The sequence below is a fragment of the Winogradskya humida genome, from assembly GCF_016862215.1.
GTDB lineage: Bacteria > Actinomycetota > Actinomycetes > Mycobacteriales > Micromonosporaceae > Actinoplanes > Actinoplanes humidus.
On sequence record NZ_BOMN01000006.1, the window covers coordinates 25278 to 43309 of the forward strand.

Sequence of the window (18032 nt, forward strand, 5' to 3'; positions counted from 1 at the left end):
CCAGTTGCTTTAACGATCGACTCCGAGTACCGGCACCAGTGCTGTGCCCAACGACTCAGGATCATGCTTGGGACTGCCATCGGCCACGGCCAGTGGCGCGAGGACCAGCCGGGCCCCGAGCGCCTCGGCCGCGCGGTGCACCGGGTCCGGTTCCCCCACCCACTTGGCGTCGGCGAGGACGGTGTCCACCCGCAGCGCCGGAAGGTACCAGTGCAGCGCTGCAAGGTGGTCGGCCACCGACAAACCGGCCGTCTCGTTGTCGGCCGCGAGGTTCAGCGTCACCAGCCGCCGCGCCGGGCTCGCCACGATCGCGTCCGCCAGCTCCGGCACGAGCAGATGCGGGAGCACGCTCGTGTACCAGCTGCCCGGTCCGAAGATCAGCCAGTCGGCGTCCCGGATGGCGTCCAGCGCGTCGGGACAGGCAGGCGGAGAAGCAGGCACTATGCGTACGTTTTCCACGTGACCGTTCGTGACGGCGACCGCATGCTGACCACTCACCGTGACCACATCATCGGGCAGCGCGGGATCTCCCCCACGGACGTCGGCCTCGATCCCGACCGCGTGGCAGGCCATCGGCAGGACCTTCCCCTTGGCGCCGACCATCCACCCGGCGTGCTGCAGCGCCTCGACCGGATCGCCGGTGAGCTCCATCAGGCCGAGCAGCAGGAGGTTTCCCACGGCGTGACCGGCGAGCGGGTCGTACGAGCCGGTCCGGCGATCCACGTCGCTCTGCCGGCGGTCCGGGTTGTTGATCGGGGCGAACCGGTGCTGCATCAGCTTGACGGTGCTCTGATGGCCCGGCTCCTCGTCGGCGAGCGCCGCCAGCGCCATCCGCAGGTCACCCGGCGGGAGCTGGGCGTCCCGCTCGGCGCGCAGCCGGCCACTCGAGCCGCCGTTGTCACCGACCGTGACCACGGCGGTGATGTCGAGGTCGAGCGCCGGCTCGCAGTGACGAAGCCCGCGCAGCGAGGCCGCCAGCCCGTGCCCGCCGCCGAACGCGACCACCTTGATGGGCCTCATTCGCGGCCCAGGTCGCGGTGGGACGAGTGGGCGGACAGGCGGATGTCGCGCAGGCGGGAGGTCAACTCCTCGGCGATAGCGACGCTGCGGTGCTTCCCGCCGGTGCAGCCCACGGCGACGGTCAGGTAACGCTTACCCTCCCGCTCGAACCCGGGCGCGGTGGCGGCGATCAGGCCCGCGTAGGTGCCCACGAAGTCGTTGGCGCCTTCCTGCCCGAGGACGTAGTTGCTGACGCCCTCCTCCAGACCGGTGTGCTCCCGCAGCTCCGGCACCCAGAACGGGTTCGGGAGGAACCTGGCATCCAGCACATAATCCGCATCCGGCGGCAGCCCGTACTTGAACCCGAACGACAACACGGTGATCCGCAGCCGGCGCGCATCCTCCCCGCCGAACAACTCCTCCACCCGCCGCCGGAGCTGGTTCACGTTCAGGTGACTGGTGTCAATGATCACGTCAGCCTGCTCGCGCGCCTCCTCGAGCAGCTTCCGCTCCGCAGCGATACCGTCCGACAACCGTCCGTCACCCTGCAACGGATGCGACCGGCGCACCGACTCGAACCGGCGGATCAGCACCTCGTCATCGGCGTCGACGAACACGACCCGCGGCAGGAAACCGCGCTCTTTGAGCACCCGCACCGCCCCGGCCAGGTCGGTCGAGAAGGCCCGGCTCCGGACATCCAGCACCATGGCCGTACGCCGGGCAGCCCCACCGGCGGCGAACGCCAACTGGGCCATGTCCAGCATCAACGCCTGGGGCAGATTGTCGACGACATAGAAGCCGACGTTCTCCAGGGCACGGGCGACCGTACTACGGCCACCACCGGAAACCCCGGTCACCACCACGAGGTCGACACTCTCCTCGTCCGGCGCCGGCTCCGGAACGAACTCCGGCATCGACTCGGTCACGCACTTCCTCCTGGACAGAACTGCTACCCGCTATGACTGCCGGCCCACCCGGCCCTACTCACCCCGGCGTTTCGCACCCCGGCGTTTCGCACCCCGGCGTTTCGCACCCCGGCCCTGCTCACCCCTGCGTTGCTAACCCGGCGTTACTCACCCCGGGTCCTACTCACCCCGGCCGCGCATTCGCCGTGAGCCAACCGGAGCCTGAGCCAACCGGAGCGTGAGCCGCCCGAAGAAGGTCACCCACCGCGGGTGGACACTGCATCCTAGGCCGAAGCAACCACCCTTGGCCGCCGGACATGATGTCCGCTACCCGATCGGCCAAACCGCCCGCCCGAGATCACCCGGCCACGTTTCCCACCCACCGCCTCAACAGCAAAACCAGACATCCCTATTCCGTACGCCCAGCTCACCACCCGTATCGAACCAACGCCACACAGCAACCACAGCGACGGCCCCACCTGCACCATCAGCCCCACGTCACCCCCGAACCACGGCGCCCTCAGCCGGCAGCCTCGACGGGGCCGCCCCTCAACTCCCACCTGGGTCAGTCTTGGAGGCCGCGCCCCACCCGGCCCTCAGTCCCCGCCGCGGTCAGCCTTGACGGGCGCCGGAGCCCTCAGCCCCCGCTGCTAACAGCCTTGACGGGCGCCGGAGCCCTCAGCCCCCGCCGCTATCAGCCTTGACGGGCGCCCCGGCCCTCAGCCCCGCCGTCGTCAGGTTTTGACGGGTGCGCCCCACCCGGCCTCAGCTCCCGCCGTCGGCGGGCTCGGCGGCGCGCTGGACAGGCTGGTCCTCGGCGATCACGGGGACGGGCGTCGGCGGCGGCACCGGTGGCCGGGCAACTCTCGTCCTCGCGGCCCCCGCCTTGGTCCGCCCGGCACCACCCGCCGCATCGCCCACCGCGCCACCCGCCGCACCACCACCATCGCCGTCCGCCATCTCCCCCGCCGATGCATCCTGCATGCCACCGCCCGGCTTGGGCGCATCGCCCGCGAGCGAGGCGAGAACAGCCTCCGCGGTCCGGCGACCGATTCCGGGGACCTCGGTGATCTCCTCCGGCGTGGCCTGGCCGAGCTTCTTGAGGGAGCCGAAGTGCCGGAGCAGCGCCTTGCGCCGCGTCTCCCCCAGCCCGGGGACATTGTCCAGCGCGGAAGCCGTCATCCGCTTGGAGCGCCGCTCCCGGTGGAACGTGATGGCGAAGCGGTGCGCCTCGTCGCGTACCCGTTGGAGCAGGTAGAGGGATTCTGACGTGCGCGGGAGGATGACCGGGAAGTCCTCGCCCGGGACCCACACCTCCTCGAGCCGTTTCGCCAGGCCGCACAGCGCGACGTCGGTGATCCCCAGATCGGACAGGACCGCGGCGACCGCATTGACCTGGGGCTGCCCGCCGTCGACCACGACGAGCTGCGGCGGGTAGGCGAACCGGCGCGGCTTGCCCGTGAGCGGGTCGATGCCGGGCAGCTCGTTGGTGGCCACCTCGCCGTCGACCTCGACGGCGGCGGATTCGACGGCATCGGGCTGGGCTTTGTAGCGGCCGAAGCGGCGGCGCATGACCTCGCTCATGGCGGCGAGGTCGTCGAGGCCGGTGCCGTCGGGGTTGCCGCGGACCGAGAAGCGGCGGTATTCACTCTTGCGGGGCAGGCCGTCCTCGAAGACGACCATGCTGGCGACGACGTCGGTGCCCTGGATGTGGGAGACGTCGAAGCATTCGATGCGCAGTGGGGCGGAGTCCATGGCGAGGGCTTCGGCGATCTCGTCGAGGGCCTTGCTGCGGGTGGTGAGGTCGCCGGCGCGGCGCAGTTTGTGGCGTTGCAGGGACTCGCCGGCGTTGCGGGCGACCGTTTCGAGCAGGGAGCGTTTGTCGCCGCGTTGCGGGATGCGCAGGGAGACGCGGCTGCCGCGGTGCTCGGAGAGCCAGTTCTCCAGGGCGACGTGGTCCGGGGGGAGCTCGGGGACGAGCAGCTCGCGGGGGACGTCGTTCTCGCCGTGCTCGTCGCCGTAGACCTGGGTGCAGAAGTGGTGGACAAGATCGCCGGTGGTGAGGTCCTCGACCTTGTCGACGACCCAGCCGCGCTGGCCGCGGACCCGGCCGTCGCGGACGTGGAAGACCTGGACGGCGGCTTCGAGGGGGTCTTCGGCGAAGGCGACCACGTCGGCGTCGGTGCCGTCGCCGAGGACGACGGTCTGCTTCTCCATGGCTTTGCGCAGCGCGGCGATGTCGTCGCGCAGGCGGGCCGCTTTTTCGAACTCGAGCTGCTCGGAGGCGTCGAGCATGTCGCGCTCGAGGCGTTTGACGAAGGCGTCGGTGCGCCCGGCCATGAAGTCGCAGAAATCATCGACGATGGCGCGGTGCTGCTCGGCGCTGACCGTGCCGACGCAGGGCGCGGAGCATTTGCCGATATAGCCGAGCAGGCAGGGGCGCCCGATCTGGCCGGACCGTTTGAAGACGCCGGCCGAGCAGGTGCGGGCCGGGAAGACCCGCAGGAGGAGATCCAGGGTTTCCCGGATCGCCCAGGCATGACTGTACGGCCCGAAGTAACGGACGCCCTTACGCTTGGCGCCCCGCATGACCTGCAGGCGGGGGTATTCCTCGTTCAGCGTCACGGCGAGGAACGGGTACGACTTGTCGTCGCGGTATTTGACGTTGAACCGGGGGTCGAACTCCTTGATCCAGGAGAACTCGAGCTGCAGCGCTTCGACCTCGCTGGCGACGGTCACCCAGTCGACGGCGGAGGCCGTGGTGACCATCTGCTGGGTGCGCGCGTGCAGGGTCCACGTGTCGGCGAAGTAGGAATTCAGCCGGCTGCGGAGGCTCTTGGCCTTGCCGACGTAGATGACGCGGCCGGTCGGATCACGGAAGCGGTAGACACCGGGAGCGTCCGGAATGGTCCCGGGCGCCGGACGGTAGCTGGACGGGTCAGGCACCACTCCACACTAGTGCGACCCTCTGACATGATTTCCGGACCGGAGGCCCGTTGCCGCCGCCACGGCGTCGGGCCTCCGGCCACCGGGCGATCGCGACAGCGCCGACAGCGCGATGAGAATGGGACCGGCCACCTCGGCAGGGGTCATGGCCGGCCCCAGGTCCTCACGCCGATCGTCAGGCCGCGACGATGTTGTCGCCGTCCACCTTGACCTTGGTCTCGGGCAGCGCCTTCTTGGCCGGTCCGGCCGTCGGCGAGCCGTCTTTGATGGAGAAGAAGCTGCCGTGGCACGGGCAGGCGATCTGGCCGCCGTCGACCTTGTTGACCGGGCAGCCCTGGTGCGTACAGATCTTGCTGAAGGCCTTGAACTCGCCGGCCGTGGGTTGCGTGATGACGTAGTCACCCTTGATGATGCCGCCGCCCTCGGGCACGTCGGCGACCGCCGCGAGGGTCTCGCCGCCACCCGAGGAGTCGCCCCCGCCGGCCGGGTCCGCGGTCGCACTGCCGGCCGGTGCCGGGTTGTTGCTGAAGTCGCCGCCGTTGGAGCCGGTGGTCCCGGAGCTGGTGCTGGTGTCGGTGCCGCAGGCGGCGAGGAGGCACCCGGCGCCGAGCGCTCCGGCGCCCACGAGCACGACGCGCCGGGAGGTGGCCGTCGAGGTGCCTGCGGCCTTCTCGTCGGTGCCCGTGATCTCGGTGTCGGGCCTCGTCTGCACGTCAGTCATCTGTTCGCCAAACCCTTCGATTACCCGCTGTTCCGCGTGATGACGTCACACGGCGTTGCTTGGATATACGCGCGCTCCGGCGATGTGGTTCATGCTCCACCGAGGAAATTATCCGCCCGGATACATAGATTTCCGGCACGTTTCCCCGGTGAGGAGCGGTCAAGCACCCCGAACCAGGCCGAAAGCAGCAACGCACGTCCCTCGTGAGGAGGAACGCGCGTTGTTGCTGTGAGTTACCTGTGCTTTAAAGAAAAATCAGACGTGCCTCAAAGAACAATCAGACCGCGGCTTTGGTACGCGCCCTGGGCGCCCGCGGCTTCGTCGCCTTGGCCGGGGCCTTCTCGCCGTTGGCCTTGGCCGCCCGCGCGACGGCCGCCGGGGAGCCGGCCGGTTCGCCCTTGAGCTCGAGCATCGGGCGTAGGTACTGCCCGGTGTGACTGCCGGGAACCTCGGCGATCTCCTCGGGGGTGCCCGTGGCAAGCACGAGACCACCCTTGTTGCCGCCCTCGGGGCCCATGTCGATCAGCCAGTCGGCGTTCTTGATCACATCGAGGTTGTGCTCGATCGTGATGACCGTGTTGCCCTTGTCGACCAGTCCGTTGAGGACCAGCAGCAGCTTGCGGATGTCCTCGAAGTGCAGGCCCGTGGTCGGCTCGTCGAGCACATAGACGGTCCGGCCGGTGGAGCGTTTCTGCAACTCGGAGGCCAGCTTGACGCGCTGCGCCTCGCCGCCGGACAGCGTCGGGGCGCTCTGCCCGAGCCGCACGTAGCCGAGGCCGACGTCGACCAGCGTCTTGAGGTGCCGGTGGATGCCCGTGATGGCCTCGAAGAACCCGGCGGCCTCCTCGATCGGCATCTCCAGCACCTCGGAGATCGTCTTGCCCTTGTAGTGGACCTCGAGGGTCTCCCGGTTGTAGCGCGCCCCCTTGCAGACCTCGCAGGGGACGTACACGTCGGGCAGGAAGTTCATCTCGATCTTGATCGTGCCGTCGCCGGAGCAGTTCTCGCAGCGGCCGCCCTTGACGTTGAACGAGAACCGGCCGGGGCCGTAGCCGCGGACCTTCGCCTCGGGCGTCTCGGCGAACAGCTTGCGGACGTGGTCGAAGACGCCGGTGTAGGTAGCCGGGTTGGAGCGCGGTGTCCGGCCGATCGGGGACTGGTCCACCCCGACGACCTTGTCGACGTTCTCGAGGCCGCTGATGCGCAGGTGCCGGCCGGGGACCATCCGGGCGCCGTTGACCTGGTTGGCCAGCACCGTGTAGAGGATGTCGTTGACCAGTGTGGACTTGCCCGAACCGCTGACCCCGGTCACCGCGATGAACTGCCCGAGCGGGAACGGCACGGTGAGGTTGCGCAGGTTGTGCTCGCGGGCACCCTGCACGACCAGCTCGCGGCCCGGCTCCTGCGGGCGGCGGATGGCCGGCATCGGGATCTTCTTACGACCCGAGAGGTACGCCCCGGTCGGCGACTCCTTGTTCGCCAGCAGCCCCTTCACCGAACCGGAGTGCACGATGTGCCCGCCGTGCTCGCCCGCGCCGGGACCGATGTCGACGATCCAGTCGGCGGTGCGGATCGTGTCCTCGTCGTGCTCGACCACGATCAGGGTGTTGCCGAGCTTCTTGAGCCGCACGAGCGTCTCGATCAGCCGGTGGTTGTCGCGCTGGTGCAGGCCGATCGACGGCTCGTCCAGCACGTAGAGCACGCCGACCAGGCCTGAGCCGATCTGGGTCGCGAGCCGGATGCGCTGCGCCTCGCCGCCCGAGAGCGTGCCCGCGCCACGGTCGAGCGACAGGTAGTCGAGGCCGACGTCGACGAGGAACTGCAGCCGCGCGTTGATCTCCTTGAGCACGCGCTCGGCGATCATCTTCTGCCGGTCGTCCAGCTCGATCGAGGACAGCAGCTCGGCGCAGTCGCCGATCGACATGTTGGTGACCTCGGCGATGCTCTTGCCGTCGATCGTGACGGCCAGCACCTCGGGCTTGAGGCGGGTGCCGCCACAGGTCGGGCACGGGATGTCGCGCATGTAGCCCTCGTACTTGTCGCGCGACCAGTCACTCTCGGTGTCGTTGTGCCGGCGTTCGATCCACTGCATGACGCCTTCGAAACCGGTGTAGTAGGAGCGCTCACGCCCGTACTTGTTGCGGTAACGGACGTGGACCTGGTCGTCGGAGCCGTACAGGATGGTCTTCTGCGCGCGGGTGGGCAGTGCCCGCCACGGGGTGTCGACGCTGAAGCCCTCGGCCTTGCCCAGCGCCTCGAGCAGCCGCAGGAAGTATTCGAGGGTCGAGCCGCCGGACCAGGGCTGGATCGCGCCCTCGCGCAGGCTGCGCTCCTCGTCCGGGATGATCAGCTCGGGGTCGACCTCCTTCTTCGTGCCCAGGCCGGTGCATTCCGGGCAGGCGCCATAGGGCGCGTTGAAGGAGAAGACCCGCGGCTCGAGATCCTCGATCGCGAGGGGGTGCTCGTTGGGGCAGGCCAGGTGCTCGGAGAAGAGCCGCTCGCGGTTGGCGTCGTCCTCGGGCAGGTCGACGAAGTCGAGCAGCAGGATGCCGCCGGCCAGGCCGAGCGCGGACTCGACCGAGTCGGTCAGGCGCTGCTTGCTGGACGCCTTGACGCTGAGCCGGTCGACCACCACCTCGATGGTGTGCTTCTCCTGCTTCTTGAGCTTCGGCACCTCGGTCAGCGGGTGGACCACCCCGTCGACCCGGGCCCGCGCGTAACCCTTGGCCTGCAGCTCGGCGAAGAGATCGACGTATTCACCCTTGCGGCCGCGCACGACCGGGGCGAGCACCATGAACTTGGTGCCGTCGGGCATCGCCATGACCCGGTCGACGATCTGCTGCGGGCTCTGCTTGCTGATCAGCTCGCCGCAGACCGGGCAGTGCGGGACGCCCGTGCGCGCGAAGAGCAGCCGCAGGTAGTCGTAGACCTCGGTGATGGTGCCGACGGTGGACCGCGGGTTGCGGGAGGTCGACTTCTGGTCGATCGAGACGGCCGGGGAGAGGCCCTCGATGAAGTCGACGTCGGGCTTGTCCATCTGCCCGAGGAACTGCCTCGCGTACGACGAGAGCGACTCGACGTACCGCCGCTGCCCCTCCGCGAAGATCGTGTCGAAGGCGAGGCTGGACTTGCCCGAGCCGCTGAGCCCGGTGAACACGATCATGGCGTCACGGGGCAGGTCAAGGTTGACGTCGCGCAGGTTGTGCTCGCGCGCGCCACGAATAATCAGTCGGTCGGCCACAGCCAGCCACTCCGTTTATGTGAAGACGATGGGCGCCGCCACCCTACGTTCGGGGTACGACATTTTTCCGCCAGCGAGGTACAGCGTCACGGGTCTGCCGGTCATTCCCGTCACCCCGTCGGGTAAACGATCGTCATCCCGTGGGGTGAAGCATCCCCCGCAGGTCCCAGAGCTGCACCCCGCCGACCTCCTTGGGCGCGAACCCGAGCAGGTCGGTGAGGATCGAAGCCATCAGTTCGTGGTTCGGCGCGTCCGGGGTGAGGACCACCACGGAGGCACGCCAGTAGGTGAGGTCGGTGAACGCCGCCGCACGGTCGGCTTCGCTGATGACCGGTCTCCGACCGTACGCCCCCGCGATGCGCAGCAGGTCAGCGGTGGGTCGCGGGGCGGCGTTCCACGAGCCGGTGCGGTCGGCCTCGTTCGCCGGACCCATGAAGTATCCGCGCGGCACGGGATAGTCGAGGCCGGTGAGCGCGAACCAGCGCATCCCCGTACGCCCGGTCGTCACCTCCGGAAGCGGCACCGTGACGATGGTCTCGTCCTGATCGACGTACTCCCGCCAGATCCCCTGCGAGACGAACGGCGGCAGCGGCGGCGCGTCGACCACCGGCAACGGCTTGGGCAGCACGGGGACGACGGCGGCGACCATGCCGAGCCAGAACGCGATCCGGCGCCGGGGCCCGAGGACCGGCACCCGGTCGCAGGCCAGCGCGAGCAGGACGCCGATGATCGTGGTCGGCACCATCGCGAACCGGGTGACGCTGACCAGGTCGATGATCGGCACGTGCTGGACCAGCGCGAACGGCAGCGGGATGCCCGTGTCGACGCCGCCGGCCCGCAGCCGGGGCCCGAGAGAGGCGATCAACAGGACGAAGCCCGCGATCATCGCGGCGCGGGCGGCGAGCGTGCGCCACAGCATCACCCCGCAGACCACGAGCATGACCAGCATCGGCACGCCCCAGAACGAGTCGTCCTCGGTCGGGCTGACGCTCAGGGTCCGGGCGATGGCCCCGTTGCCGGCCAGCGACTGCCGCGCGTACGCACCGATCGCGAACAGGTCGGTGACGAACTTGCCCGGCTCGAACGGCTGCCCGCTGTAGCTCTGCGGCCCGGAGAACTGCCACCACAGCGGGTACGCGAGGAGCGCCAGCGCCGTGACACCCGCCACACCGAGCCCGAGGAGGAACCGCCGCGCCACTTCCCTGGCCTGCGCCAGGTTGAAACACGCATAGGCGACGACGAAGACGAACAGCGCCATCGCGGTGAAGAGCAGGACCTCCTCGTTGAGGAAGACCTGGACCACGACCAGCAGCCCGAGGATGACACCGCCGCGCACGATCCGCCCGGGCTCACGCAGCCGCAGCACCTGCCACACGATGAAGGGCACGACGAACTGGGCCACGAAGTTGAGGTGGCCGTTGGCGTGCGACACCATCGCCGGCGCGAAGCCGCACCACAGACCGCCGATCCAGGCCGCACGCCTGGACCGTACGAAATGGCGGGTAAAGACCCACCACCATGCCGCCGCTGTGCCCGCCAGACCGAGAGTGAGCAGCAGGACCAGCGAGAGCCCCGGGCCGAAGAAGTGGGTTATCGGGGCAAAAGGCACGGTCAGCGCCAGCACCGACGTGTTGGCCATCAGGTTGACGCCGTCCGGCACGTTCATCCGGTCGGTGAAGAACGGGTTGTCGCCGTGGAAGACGACCCGCTCGCCGTGCGCCAGCACGAACAGGAAGAAGCCGTGGTCGTCGTCGTTGGAGGCGAGCACCCGCCCGGACGGGCTGATCCACAGCTGGATCATGACGACCACAGCGAGCACCGGATAGCTGAGCAGCGCCCAGAGACTCCCGAGGCCACGACGGGTGCGTGGCTCGGGTGTCAGCTGTTCAGCGGGGGCCGGGCTGACCTCTTCCTCGATCGTGGGCATCCCGGCATCTTGCCAGAGGACCGTGTTTCCTCAGCGTCACCGTCTCGGGCGACGGCGGTTGGCACCGGCCAGCCGGACGGCCCGGCGACCGCTCTCGACGGCCACCTCGTGGTGCAGTTTGCGCCAGCTCTCCCATCGCCGGGGCGTCAGATCGCCGTCCGCGAGGGCGTCCTGGATCGCACACCCCGGCTCGCCGTCGTGACCACAGTCACTGAACCTGCAGTGCTCGGCCATCTCCGCGACATCCGCGAAGGCCCGGTCGAGACCGCCGGCCGTGTCGAGCAGCCCGACCCCACGGATGCCGGGTGTGTCCAGCACGGCACCCCCACCGGGGATCAGGACCAGATTTCTGTACGCGGTGGTGTGCCGGCCTTTACCGTCGGCGCGCCGGATCTCCTGGACGCCCATCACGTCCGTCCCCGCGAGAGCGTTGACGAGCGTCGACTTGCCCGCGCCGGAGCGCCCCAGCAGCGCCAGGGTCCGGCCCGCGGTGACGTATTCGCGCAGCTCGGCGATGCCGGCGCCGGTGCGGGTGCTGACGGGCTGGACGCGTACCCCTGAAGCGATCTTGGAAAGCTGGCGCGCGACCGCCTGCGGGTCCCCCGACGTGTCGCTCTTGGAAAGCACGATCAGTGGTTGCGCACCCGACTCGAAAGCAAGAGCGAGGAGACGTTCGACACGTGCGTCGTCGGGCATCGGATGCAGCGGTTCGACAACCGCGACGGTGTCCATGTTGGCGGCCAGGACCTGGCCACGAGAGTCTTTATCGGCCGTACGCCGGATGAGCACGGTCCGTCGTGGCAGCACCAGCTCGACGGTGGTTCGCCGGTCGGGCCAGCGCCGCAGCACCACCCAGTCACCGGCGCAGGGCAGATCGGCGGGATCACCGACCGCGCTGAGCAGCAGATTGCCGGCCAGACTGGCACGTTGGACGCCGTCGTCGGTGAGCACGGTGCAGACGCCACGGTCAGCGCGCAGAACCCGGCCCGCGCACGTGTCGGGGCGGTCGAAGGGACGATATGCGGACGCGAGAGTCGCGTCCCAACCCAGTGCGGGCAGGTCGGACATGATTAACCCTTAGTGTCGAAAAAGACCGGATCGAAGAGGGGACGCACGGACAAGCACGGGATCCCACCTCCTCCACGGGTTGTTCTCGACGCGTCTGCACTGACGGTACGTACGCCGCCACCGCCACGAAAGCGAATTCCGGCGGCCGCGGGCGCTAGGGTCTTGGCGTGACGATGGATCCCTTGGTCCTCATGACCGATGTCGATCAGGCGACCGAGCTGCTGCTCGGCACCGCGGAGCAGCTCGACCCCGGCGCGGCCTCCCTGCTGCCGGGCTGGACGGTCGGCCACGTGCTCACCCACGTCGCCCGCAACGCCGACTCCTACACCAACCTGCTGACCTGGGCGCGGACCGGCGTGGAGACACCCCAGTACGCGTCGCCGACCGCGCGCGACGAAGGAATCGAGGCGGGCCGCCGGCGCCCGCTCGCCGAGCAGCTCGACGACATCCGCGAAGCCCACGAACGATTCGCGGACGCGGCCGCCGCGATGCCCGCCGAGGCGTGGACGTTCGTCCTGCCCTCCACCGGCCAGTCCGCGGCGGCGGTCCCCTGGGCCCGGCTGCGCGAGGTCGCCGTGCACCACGTCGACCTCGGCGGCGAGTACACCCCGCAGGACTGGTCCGACGCGTTCGCGCTGCGCCTGCTCCGCGAGATTGTCACCGGCGGCGCCCATGCGAGCACCCCGATGATCCTGCGCCCGCAGGGCACCGACCATGCGCTGACCATCGGCGAGGCCACCGGCACGACCCCGGTGATCGGGGGCCCGACCCGCTCGATCACCGCCTGGCTGGCCGGCCGCGGCGACGGCGCGGACCTGACGGTCGCCCCCGACGGAGAACTGCCCGTACCAGGAAGATGGAAGTGACATGACTTACACCGGAGACGTGACCGTGGGCTCGGCTCCCGCGGTCCGCGAGCTGAACGGCCTGACGGTCACCAAGGTCGCCGTCGGCACCCACAACAACAACGCCTACCTGCTGCGCTGTGGATCCGACGGCAGCCAGCTGCTGATCGACGCGGCCAGCGAGGCCCCGGTCCTGCTCGGCCTGATCGGCGACGCCGGCCTGACCACCGTGGTGACCACCCACCAGCACTGGGACCACCACGGCGCACTGGCGGAAATCGTCAAGGCGACCGGGGCACGGTCCATCGCCGGCACGGACGACGCGGCCGCCATCCCGGTGGTCACCGAAACGGTCAACGATGGCGACACGATCACCGTCGGCGACTGCACCCTCGAAGTGATCCACGTGGTGGGGCACACTCCCGGCTCGATCGTGCTGCTCTACCGCGAGCCGGGCGGCATCGCTCACCTGTTCACCGGGGACAGCCTGTTCCCCGGCGGCGTCGGCGCCACAGGCGGGGACAAGGCAAAGTTCACGTCGCTCATCAACGACGTGTCCGCCAAGCTGTTCGACCGGCTCCCCGACGACACCTGGTTCTACCCGGGCCACGGCAACGACTCCACCCTCGGCGCCGAACGTCCCAGCCTGCCGGAGTGGCGCGCCCGCGGCTGGTAAGCCTCCGGCTGGCACACCCGGGGTCTCCGGCTCGCGCACCCGGGCCTTCGGCTCGCGCACCCGGGCCTTCGGCTCGCGCACCCGGGCCTTCGGCTCGCGCACCCGGGCCTTCGGCTGGCGCGCCCCGGGCTTGGTAAGCCTTCGGCGAAACGGTTGCCGGGGGCGGCGGGCGCGAACGTAGAGTCGGAGGACCCCGAGCCCTCCGGAGGTCGCGATGGATCCTCGCTACGACAGCCTGCGCTGGCAGCCGTCCCAGCCCGCCGCCCCCGAGCCCTGGCAGACACCCGGCCCGTGGCCCAACGGCAGCCCCGGCGGCGCGGGCCCCGGCATCCCCGGCTGGCTCGAGGAACGCCTCTTCGACCAGCGCATCGTCATGATCAGAGGCTCATTGACCGGTCACACGGCCTCCAGCACGGCGGCCGCCCTGCTCACCCTCGACGCCTCCGGCCCGGAGCCGATCCAGCTCCACGTGGCCAGCGGATCGGGCGACCTCAACGCCGCCCACGCGGTCATCGACGTGATCGACGCGATGACGGCACCGGTCCACGCCGTGGTCACGTCCGAGGCCGGAGGCGCTGTCCTCGCCGTTCTGGCCGCCGCGCAGCAGCGGTCCGCCTACAGGCATGCTCGCTTCCGCCTGGCCGAACCCCGCGCGGCCGGGGTCATGGGTACGGCCGACGAGGTCGCCGCCGCTGCCGGCCAGCACCTCAGGGAGCTGGAAGAAGTCGTCCTGCGCCTGGTCGAGGTCACCGGCCAGACCCGCAGCCGGATCGAGGACGACCTCTCCGCCGGCCGCATCCTCTCCGCCGAGGAAGCCAAGGCCTACGGCCTCATCGACACCATCGTCGGCAAAGGCGGCACCCTCGAAGAGTGACCACCCGGTGACCGCCGACCCCCGATGTCGGGCCCCCGGCGTCCGTGTGCTCCAGGGCGCGGATACGCCGACGGCGCGGCTCCCCGGAGGGAACCGCGCCGTCGGGCGAAGCTTTACTGCTCAGGCGTGCTTGCTCACGGAACCTTGACGCCCATGGAGCGCGCGGTGCCGGCCACGACCTTGATCGCGGCGTCCAGGTCGTTGGCGTTGAGGTCGGGGAGCTTGCGCTCCGCGATCGCCTTGATCTGGTCGTTGCTCAGCGTGCCCACCGTCTGCGTCAGCGGGTTGGACGCGCCCGACTGGATGCCCAGAGCCTTGCGGATCAGGAAGCTCGTCGGCGGCGTCTTGTAGGCGAGCTGGTGGCTGCGGTCCTCGAAGACGCTGACGATGACCGGGATGATCTCGCCACGGTTCTTCGACGTCGCCTCGTCGTACTCAAGCTTGACGGCACGCATGTTGGCACCGGTCGGGCCAAGCATCTTACCGAGGTCCACCATCGCGGCGTTACCCGCCTCAAGCGCGAGGGTTACCTCATGGGTCTTTTTCTTGGGCGGCATTACGCAAAGCTCCTTAGTGTGTGCTGCACGGGCCAAATTCAGGAGCTCGCCAGCATCTCGACGCACGACAACCCCGAGACTTTACTACTGCGCTCGTTCACAGGTCAAAACGCACATCGGTCCTGACACACGGACCGGTCCTGACACACGAACCATCCTGAAACGCAGAACGGTCCTGACGCAAAGAGCAGCGGCGCACAGCCTCGGGTTCACTTGACATCATACGCCGACCCCGGCCGGGCCACCGACCCGGTCCTGCGAGCAGGCGCTCCGGCCCGCGGCTGTCAGTACTTGTCGCAGTAGCAGGACAGCATCAGATAGCGGACGGTGCTGACGTATTCGGGATTGGGGAGCTTCTTGGACGCGTACGCCTCCTCGACCGGGCCCCGGCCCACGTTGTAGCCGGAGATGACCATGTTGAGCAGGCACATGTCGGATTTTGACCTGCACTTGGCGGGGCTCAGGTCATAGGTGTTCTTGAAGTAGAGCTCGCCGAAGACCTTGGTGAGCCACGCCAGGTAGTTGGCGCCGAGCACGGCGTTCTGCTTGTAGTCGTGGCTGTCGTACGTCTGCGCGAAGCGATTGTTGATGAACGCTTCCGTGTCGGGCATCACCTGCATCAGCCCCCGGCCGCCGTCGCAGTTGACGACGTCGGACTGCCAGCCGCTCTCGTGCCAGGCCGTGGCGATCACCAGGCGGCTGGGGACCTTGAGCTCGGGCGCCGAGGTCGGCCAGTAGGTCTTGGCCGCGGCCGTCTTGAGCGCCGCCTTGGCCTTGCTCTTGGAGACCAGCTTGCCCTCGTGCTTCGCGCAGGCCGGCAGCTGGAAGTTGTTGGGGTCCTCGGTCGGCGTGGCCGAGGTCTTCGACGGCTTGGGCTTCGGCTTCTTGGATTTCGACGGCGACGGTTTTGGTTCCGGCGAGGGCGACTCGGTCTTGTCGGCCGGCGAGGTCGGCGCGACCGACGCGGTCTCGGCCACGGGACCGGCGAGCGAGGAGGCCTGCCCGGTGTCGTCGCGGAACAGCCCACAGCCGCCGACCATCACTATCGCGGCAATTCCGGCGGCAACCCACGAGAGCTTGCGATCCATCGACGGGGTCCTTCCGCGGTGCCGATCCGACGGCTGAACGCTAACAGCGGAGGGGTCTCGTCGCCGCCCGGCAAACGGGACATAAAGAACAGGTGCCGCAACCGGTTCCGGCTATCCCACAGGGATCGACCCCGGGGCGACAATCGCAACCCAGACCGGGGACAATAGCTCTATGCAGACCCGCACCGACCTACGCAACGTCGCCATCATCGCCCACGTCGACCATGGCAAAACAACCCTGGTCGACGCCATGCTGCGCCAGGGGAGCCAGTCCCACGCACGGGGCGAGATGGCCGACCGCGCCATGGACTCCATGGACCTGGAGCGGGAAAAGGGCATCACCATTCTCGCCAAGAACACGGCGATCAGCTACAAGCCCGCCGACGGCGAGCCCGTCACGATCAACATCATCGACACCCCCGGCCACGCCGACTTCGGTGGTGAGGTCGAGCGCGGCCTCACCATGGTCGACGGCGTCGCCCTGCTGGTCGACGCCAGCGAGGGCCCGCTGCCGCAGACCCGGTTCGTGCTCCGCAAGGCGCTGGCGGCCAAGCTGCCGATCATCCTGATCATCAACAAGGTCGACCGCCCCGACGCCCGGATCAAGGAGGTCGTCGACGAGACCTACGAGCTCTTCCTCGACCTCGACGCCGACGAGCACCAGATCGAGTTCCCGATCGTCTACGCGTGCGCGCGCGACGGCATCGCCTCGCTGACCCAGCCCAAGGACGGCACCGTCCCCGAGGACGCGACCGACCTCGAGGTGCTGTTCAGCACGATCCTCGAGACCATCCCCGCCCCGACCTACACCGAGGGCGCCCCGCTGCAGGCACACGTCGTCAACCTCGACGCGTCCAACTTCCTCGGCCGGCTCGCGCTCTGCCGCGTCCACGAGGGCACGATCCGCAAGGGCCAGACCGTGGCCTGGTGCAAGACCGACGGCACGATCAGCAACGTGCGCATCTCCGAGCTGCTGATCACCGAGGGACTCGACCGCAAGCCGGCCGAGAGCGCCGGCCCCGGCGACATCATGGCCGTCGCCGGCATCGCCGACATCATGATCGGCGAGACCCTCGCCGACGCCGAGAACCCGATCCCCCTGCCGCTGATCAGCGTCGACGAGCCGGCCATCTCGATGGTCCTGGGCACCAACACCTCGCCGCTGGTCGGCAAGGTCAAGGGCGCCAAGGTCACCGCCCGCATGGTCAAGGACCGCCTCGACAAGGAGCTGATCGGTAACGTCTCGCTCCGCATCCTCAACACCGAGCGCCCCGACGCGTGGGAGGTCCAGGGCCGTGGTGAGCTCGCCCTCGCCATCCTGGTCGAGCAGATGCGCCGCGAGTCCTACGAGCTGACCGTCGGCAAGCCCCAGGTGGTCACCAAGACCATCGACGGCAAGGTCCACGAGCCGGTCGAGCGTCTCACCATCGACGCCCCCGACGAATACATGGGCGCCATCACCACGCTGCTCTCCACCCGCAAGGGCCGTATGGAGGAGCTCATCAACCACGGCACCGGCTGGCTCCGCATGGAGTGGCTGGTCCCGGCGCGCGGCCTGATCGGCTTCCGCACCGAGTTCCTCACCGAGACCCGCGGCACAGGCATCATGCACCACCTGTTCGAGGCCTACGAGCCCTGGTTCGGCGAGTTGCGCACCCGCCAGAACGGCTCCCTGGTTGCCGACCGCGCCGGCGTGGTCACCCCGTTCGCCATGATCAACATCCAGGAGCGCGGCCAGCTCTTCGTCGAGCCGACCACCGAGGTCTACGAAGGCATGATCATCGGTGAGAACAGCCGCGAGGACGACATGGACGTCAACATCACCAAGGAGAAGAAGCTCACCAACATGCGCGCCGCCAGCGCGGACAACACCGAAAAGGTGATCCCGCCGCGCAAGCTGTCGCTGGAGCAGTCCCTCGAGTTCTGCCGCGAGGACGAATGCGTCGAGGTCACACCGACCGCGATCCGCATCCGCAAGGTCGTCCTCGACCAGCAGACCCGCGGCCGCGCCGCTTCCCGCCGCAAGAACCAAGGCTGACAAACCAAAACCGCCGCTCTGGGTACGCCTACCAGAGCGGCGGTTTTCGTTTACGCCCGCAACCCGGCCCACAGCAACCCGGCCCACAGCAACCCGGCCCACAGCAACCCGGCCCACAGCAACCCGGCCCACAGCAACCCGGCCCAC

General features: G+C 69.0%; 13 protein-coding genes. 4 read left to right on the top strand and 9 right to left on the bottom strand.

Annotated features, from left to right (window positions below; translation table 11 throughout):
- Window positions 1–9: 9 nt before the first annotated feature.
- From Ahu01nite_RS01900 to rsgA, 7 genes are all read right to left on the bottom strand, one after another.
- The gene (locus Ahu01nite_RS01900) at window positions 10–1020 is read right to left on the bottom strand and encodes a gluconeogenesis factor YvcK family protein (protein ID WP_203834590.1); all 1011 of its coding nucleotides are present in this window, start codon (window positions 1018–1020) and stop codon (window positions 10–12) included.
- Complete coding sequence (gene rapZ, locus Ahu01nite_RS01905; RefSeq protein WP_203834604.1) at window positions 1017–1913, bottom strand: RNase adapter RapZ; 897 nt, start codon at window positions 1911–1913, stop codon at window positions 1017–1019. Before rapZ ends, Ahu01nite_RS01900 begins: the two co-directional genes overlap by 4 nt.
- A gap of 756 nt (window positions 1914–2669) precedes the next feature.
- The gene (gene uvrC / locus Ahu01nite_RS01910; protein WP_239158556.1) at window positions 2670–4850 is read right to left on the bottom strand and encodes an excinuclease ABC subunit UvrC; all 2181 of its coding nucleotides are present in this window, start codon (window positions 4848–4850) and stop codon (window positions 2670–2672) included.
- A 175-nt stretch (window positions 4851–5025) separates the two neighbouring features.
- Window positions 5026–5571 (bottom strand): Rieske (2Fe-2S) protein, encoded by a 546-nt coding sequence (locus Ahu01nite_RS01915; protein ID WP_203834591.1) that lies wholly within the window; start codon window positions 5569–5571, stop codon window positions 5026–5028.
- Window positions 5572–5848: 277 nt separating this feature from the next.
- Window positions 5849–8812 (bottom strand): excinuclease ABC subunit UvrA, encoded by a 2964-nt coding sequence (gene uvrA / locus Ahu01nite_RS01920; RefSeq protein WP_203834592.1) that lies wholly within the window; start codon window positions 8810–8812, stop codon window positions 5849–5851.
- Between the two features lie 133 nt (window positions 8813–8945).
- On the bottom strand, window positions 8946–10739 hold the full coding sequence (locus Ahu01nite_RS01925; protein ID WP_203834593.1) for a hypothetical protein: 1794 nt from the start codon (window positions 10737–10739) through the stop codon (window positions 8946–8948).
- Window positions 10740–10775: 36 nt separating this feature from the next.
- Window positions 10776–11807, bottom strand: coding sequence for a ribosome small subunit-dependent GTPase A (rsgA, locus tag Ahu01nite_RS01930; RefSeq protein WP_203834594.1), 1032 nt, complete (start codon window positions 11805–11807; stop codon window positions 10776–10778).
- 167 nt (window positions 11808–11974) lie between these two features.
- Between rsgA and Ahu01nite_RS01935 the strand changes: the two genes are divergently transcribed.
- The 3 genes from Ahu01nite_RS01935 to Ahu01nite_RS01945 all read left to right on the top strand — a co-directional run bounded on the left by Ahu01nite_RS01935 (window position 11975) and on the right by Ahu01nite_RS01945 (window position 14202).
- Complete coding sequence (locus Ahu01nite_RS01935; protein WP_203834595.1) at window positions 11975–12673, top strand: maleylpyruvate isomerase N-terminal domain-containing protein; 699 nt, start codon at window positions 11975–11977, stop codon at window positions 12671–12673.
- A 1-nt stretch (window position 12674) separates the two neighbouring features.
- Window positions 12675–13328, top strand: a complete 654-nt coding sequence (locus Ahu01nite_RS01940) for an MBL fold metallo-hydrolase (RefSeq protein ID WP_203834596.1) — start codon at window positions 12675–12677, stop codon at window positions 13326–13328.
- A 214-nt stretch (window positions 13329–13542) separates the two neighbouring features.
- Window positions 13543–14202, top strand: coding sequence for an ATP-dependent Clp protease proteolytic subunit (locus tag Ahu01nite_RS01945; RefSeq protein WP_203834597.1), 660 nt, complete (start codon window positions 13543–13545; stop codon window positions 14200–14202).
- Between the two features lie 134 nt (window positions 14203–14336).
- Here Ahu01nite_RS01945 and Ahu01nite_RS01950 read toward each other — a convergent pair whose 3' ends face one another.
- Together Ahu01nite_RS01950 and Ahu01nite_RS01955 are read right to left on the bottom strand one after the other, a co-directional pair.
- On the bottom strand, window positions 14337–14759 hold the full coding sequence (locus tag Ahu01nite_RS01950) for an uL11 family ribosomal protein (protein WP_203834598.1): 423 nt from the start codon (window positions 14757–14759) through the stop codon (window positions 14337–14339).
- A gap of 284 nt (window positions 14760–15043) precedes the next feature.
- The gene (locus Ahu01nite_RS01955; RefSeq protein WP_203834599.1) at window positions 15044–15847 is read right to left on the bottom strand and encodes a lytic transglycosylase domain-containing protein; all 804 of its coding nucleotides are present in this window, start codon (window positions 15845–15847) and stop codon (window positions 15044–15046) included.
- A gap of 172 nt (window positions 15848–16019) precedes the next feature.
- Here Ahu01nite_RS01955 and typA point away from each other — a divergent pair, with 172 nt between their 5' ends.
- Window positions 16020–17885 (top strand): translational GTPase TypA, encoded by a 1866-nt coding sequence (gene typA, locus Ahu01nite_RS01960; RefSeq protein ID WP_203834600.1) that lies wholly within the window; start codon window positions 16020–16022, stop codon window positions 17883–17885.
- Window positions 17886–18032: the final 147 nt, after the last annotated feature.

Excerpts from the sequence above, each read along its gene's own strand:
- rsgA (WP_203834594.1), bottom strand. The coding sequence starts at position 11,807 with ATGTCCGACCTGCCCGCACTGGGTTGGGACGCGACTCTCGCGTCCGCA.
- Ahu01nite_RS01900 (WP_203834590.1), bottom strand. The coding sequence starts at position 1,020 with ATGAGGCCCATCAAGGTGGTCGCGTTCGGCGGCGGGCACGGGCTGGCG.
- Ahu01nite_RS01940 (WP_203834596.1), top strand. The coding sequence starts at position 12,675 with ATGACTTACACCGGAGACGTGACCGTGGGCTCGGCTCCCGCGGTCCGC.
- Ahu01nite_RS01915 (WP_203834591.1), bottom strand. The coding sequence starts at position 5,571 with ATGACTGACGTGCAGACGAGGCCCGACACCGAGATCACGGGCACCGAC.
- typA (WP_203834600.1), top strand. The coding sequence starts at position 16,020 with ATGCAGACCCGCACCGACCTACGCAACGTCGCCATCATCGCCCACGTC.
- Ahu01nite_RS01955 (WP_203834599.1), bottom strand. The coding sequence starts at position 15,847 with ATGGATCGCAAGCTCTCGTGGGTTGCCGCCGGAATTGCCGCGATAGTG.
- Ahu01nite_RS01945 (WP_203834597.1), top strand. The coding sequence starts at position 13,543 with ATGGATCCTCGCTACGACAGCCTGCGCTGGCAGCCGTCCCAGCCCGCC.
- rapZ (WP_203834604.1), bottom strand. The coding sequence starts at position 1,913 with ATGCCGGAGTTCGTTCCGGAGCCGGCGCCGGACGAGGAGAGTGTCGAC.
- Ahu01nite_RS01950 (WP_203834598.1), bottom strand. The coding sequence starts at position 14,759 with ATGCCGCCCAAGAAAAAGACCCATGAGGTAACCCTCGCGCTTGAGGCG.
- Ahu01nite_RS01925 (WP_203834593.1), bottom strand. The coding sequence starts at position 10,739 with ATGCCCACGATCGAGGAAGAGGTCAGCCCGGCCCCCGCTGAACAGCTG.